The following is a 3,862-nucleotide window of genomic DNA, read 5'->3' as shown; positions in this document are numbered from 1 at the left end:
CGCGCTGGATCTGCGTGTACAGCGCGCCCACGATGCCCTCCGAGGCATAGCACAGCGCGCCCAGGATGCCGAGCACGCCGTAGCGCTCGCTCAGGCCGACGTAGGTGTCGACCAGCGCCGCGGTCTCGGGCTGCGCCGGCACCGCCGCCAGCTGGGCATCGTCGAGCCCGAGCGCCCGCGTGAACTGCCGGAACAGCGCGGCATGCGCGCATTGCGGATCGCCCTCGCCCAGTTCCTCCCACAGGTTCTCGGCGATCACGATGCGCGCGTCCTCCTGCGGGCAGGCGGCCAGCGCGAGCGCGAGGAAGCGCGGGAACTGGTGGCAGAACTTGTACATCTGCGCGCCCAGCACCCGCACCTGGGCCAGCGTCAGCGCTCCGGTGCGGCAGCGCTCGACGAACGCATGACGCCACAACGGGTGCCCCTGTGCCACCTGCCGGAAGCGCGCCGGGGCATCGGCGCAGAGCGTGACGAGTTCGGATTGCAGTGATTTCATGGGGTTGTCCTCGGAAGAAAAACAACTCAGGAACGGGCGACCTTGACGGCCAGGTGCAGCGGAAGATCGAACAGCGGGCCGAAGAAGGCCTCGTCCAGCGCGACCATCTCGCGCGTGACCGTCAGCTCGGTCACGCCCGGCATCGCGGAGAAGCCCGCCAGCCGCAGGCCGTCGAAGTAGTCCCCCAGCGTCTTGTGCACCAGCTGCACATCGAGCGCCGTGCCGTCGCGTTTCCAGATGCGCCCGCCGAACCGGCTGTTGCGGCCGCCGAAGTAGCCGGCGCTGCCGATGTCGAAATGGAACGGCGGCGCCGGATCGCGGCGCATGAACGCGAACGCCGGGTGCGGCACCGCGAACACGAAGTGGCCGCCCGGGCGCAGCATGCGGTGCACGTTGGCCATCGTGCGCTGCATCTGCGCCACGTCGAGGTAGTTGAAGAGGAACACCGCGACCACCAGGTCGAAGCTGGCCTCGTCCAGCGCCACCGCGACCGCGTCGGCGGTGTCGTAGCGGATGCCCAGCGGCTCGGCGCGCTCGGCCTCGCGCGCCAGCGCGATCATGCGTTCCGAGACATCGAGCCCCAGCACGYGGGCGCCGTACCCGCTCAGCATGCGGCTGCAATAGCCCTCGCCGCAGCCGAGGTCGAGCACGTCCTTGCCGGCCAGCGGCTCGCACAGCGCCATCACCTGCGGCCGGGCGGTGTAGTCGGAGAGGGAGCTGGGCTGGCGTCGGGACCAGTTGGCCGCGGTCTGGTCGTACAACGCGCGGGCCTCGGTGGGCAGGGGCATCGTCATCGTCAAAAGTCCTCGGTTGCGGTGGCGGGAGCCTGATGCGCATCGCGCACGGCCAGGAACCTGAACAGCGTCTGCCTGAGGGCGAGCGGCTCGAAGGGCTTGCCGAGCATCGCGTCGGCACCGGCCTCGGCGGCACGCGCGTGGTCGGCCCCCAGCATGCTGGCGGTCCAGATGACGATCGGCACGCGCGTGCGGCCGCCGGCCTGGGCGCGGATGGCGCGGCAGATGTCGAGCCCGTCCATGTCCGGCAGGCACATGTCCAGCATCACCAGGTCATAGGGGGTGCGCGCGGCCGCCTCGACGGCCGCGGCGCCGTTGTCGACCACGTCGACGGTGCAGCCGAGCGCGGTGAGGTGCAACTGCGCGACCAGCTGGTTGACGGGCTCGTCCTCGCAGACGAGCACGCGCCCGTGGAAACCGACCGGCGCGCTCTCCGGCTGCGCCTGCGCCTGCGCGGGCTGCTCGCCCTTCGGCAGGCACACGCTGAACCAGAAGGTGCTGCCGCGGCCGACCTCGCTGCGCACGCCGACCTCGCCGCCCATCAGCGCGGTCAGCTTCTTGCTGATCGCCAGGCCCAGGCCGGTGCCCCGGTACTTGCGCGTGGTGGAGGCGTCGACCTGCGTGAACGGCTCGAACAGGCCGGCCTGCTTGGCAGGGTCGATGCCGATGCCGCGGTCCTCGACCTCGAACCGGATCGTCGCCTGCGTGCCGGTTTCGCCGATCAGCCGGGCGCGCACCGTGATCCGCCCCGCGCCCGAGAACTTGATGGCATTGCCGAGGTAGTTGACCAGCACCTGCCGGATGCGGGCCGGATCGCCCAGCAGGTCGTCGGGCACGCCGGGCGCGATGTCGATGTCCACCTCGAGCGATTTCTCGCCGGCCTGGAAGGCCAGCAGCTCGACGGCATCGCCGACCGTGCGCCGCAGCTTGAAGTCGATGCTCTCGAGCTCGAGCTTGCCGGCCTCGACCTTCGAGAAGTCGAGGATGTCGTCGAGGATGCCCAGCAGCGATTTCCCGCTCTTCGCGGCCATGGCGGCGCAGCCGTGCTGGGGCGCCGACAGCTCGCCGGCCAGCAGGTGATCGAGCATGCCCAGCACGCCGTTCAGCGGCGTCCTGATCTCGTGGCTCATCATCGCCAGGAACTCGCTCTTGGTCCGGTTGGCCTGCTCGGCCACCTCGGTCGCCAGCATCGCGAGCTTCAGGTCGTCCTTCTGCGCCTTCAGCCGCCGCGACAGCTCCTGCGCATCGGCCAGCGCCTTGTTCTTCGTCTGCAGCAGCAGCAGCAGGTCGGCCGCCGGATCGTGCACCGCGAAGTCGCTGAGCGACAGGCCGATCCGCGCGATGTCGGTCATCTGCGTGACCCACGGCGAGCCGAGGAAGAACAGCACGCGCCCCTGGACGACGATCTCGCCGCGCAATTGCAGCGGCCCCTGCCGGTGGCGCAGCACGAACAGCGACTGCCGCAGCGGCAGCACGGCGTCGAAGCTCAGGCTCTGCAGCACCGGGCGATGGACCTCGAAGTGCTCGCCGAACGCCGCCCCCTCGGTCAGCTGCGGGCACAGGCGGCGCAGCACGGCACCGGTCTGCAGCACGCGAAGCTGGTCGTCGAGCGCGATGTGGAACGGAAATGCCGCCGCGAACTCGTGCGGGGACAGCGTGATGGCCGCAGCGCCCATCACTGCTGCGGCGATGCGCCCGCGGCAACCGGGCCGATGCGGTCGATGCGGAATACGTCGTGGTCGTCGAGGCCGCGGTGGGCGGTCTGGCGCACGACGACGTTCTCGTCGAAACGCCGCCCCAGGCCCTTCAGCAGGCCGATCACCATCGGTGCCAGGCCCATGCGCTCGCTGCGGTAGTGCAGCAGCAGCCCGCGCCCGCCGTCCACGCGCTCCAGCTGGAACGAAGGCGGCCGCAGGTCCGGGAAGGTCAGGCCGACGTGGCTGTGCATGTTGTCGAGGTTGCCCAGGAATTCCTCGAGGCTCGCGCCGAACATCGAGAGCATCTCGCCATAGCCCTCCTGCGCGGTGTACAGCACCCAGTGCTCGCCGAACGATTCGAGGATCTGCGCCGCGTCCAGCTTCAGCACCTCCGACGCGGCGCCGACGAGCTTGTACGTCACCTCGTCCGGGTAGCCGTCCATCGAGACGAACATCTCGTGGCTGACGCCGGCGCCCTCGCGGATGCGCTGCCAGGCCGCATCGCCGAAGCCGCGCCTGACGAAATCCTCGACCGCCTGGTTGACAAGACCGTACATGGAGCTTCCTTCATCTCTCCGGGATGGAACATTTCAGGCAGCGACTGTGCACGCGGCCGCCGGGCCGCGCCAGTCGGCAGATTTCCGGTGCAGCTGTCGGCAGATTGACTACGCCTGACGGGTTGCGGCATGCGAGCGCGCGAACTCCGGCACGATCTGCAGCAGGCGCTCGAACTCGGTCGACTTGTGCAGGCAGTGGTCGGCACCGTCGGCGAGCACCTGCTCGCGTATCGATTCCTCGCCGTGGGAGGTGAGCACGATCACCAGGCAGCCGCGGCCGTGTTCGCTCTCGCGAATGGCGCGCAGCAGCTGCAGGCC

The 3,862-nt window shown here is 69.8% G+C and carries 5 protein-coding genes; all 5 read right to left on the bottom strand.

From position 1 onward, the window contains the following. Window positions 1-496: iron-containing redox enzyme family protein (locus AC1D15_RS21205; protein WP_477827524.1), on the bottom strand; the 496-nt coding region annotated here is incomplete at its 3' end. 26 nt (window positions 497-522) lie between these two features. Next, window positions 523-1,290, bottom strand: coding sequence for a class I SAM-dependent methyltransferase (locus AC1D15_RS21200; protein ID WP_477827523.1), 768 nt, complete (start codon window positions 1,288-1,290; stop codon window positions 523-525). Window positions 1,291-1,292: 2 nt separating this feature from the next. After that, complete coding sequence (locus AC1D15_RS21195; protein WP_477827522.1) at window positions 1,293-2,966, bottom strand: ATP-binding protein; 1,674 nt, start codon at window positions 2,964-2,966, stop codon at window positions 1,293-1,295. Next, window positions 2,966-3,544, bottom strand: coding sequence for a heme NO-binding domain-containing protein (locus tag AC1D15_RS21190; RefSeq protein ID WP_477827521.1), 579 nt, complete (start codon window positions 3,542-3,544; stop codon window positions 2,966-2,968). Before AC1D15_RS21190 ends, AC1D15_RS21195 begins: the two co-directional genes overlap by 1 nt. 108 nt (window positions 3,545-3,652) lie before the next feature. Then, a partial coding sequence (locus tag AC1D15_RS21185; protein WP_477827520.1) for a response regulator occupies window positions 3,653-3,862 on the bottom strand: 210 nt, incomplete at its 5' end.

It is taken from the genome of Rhizobacter sp. P2_H2 (assembly GCF_056403375.1).
The sequence above is the reverse complement of the archived record's forward strand: the minus strand, read 5'-3'. Positions and strand labels throughout refer to the sequence as shown.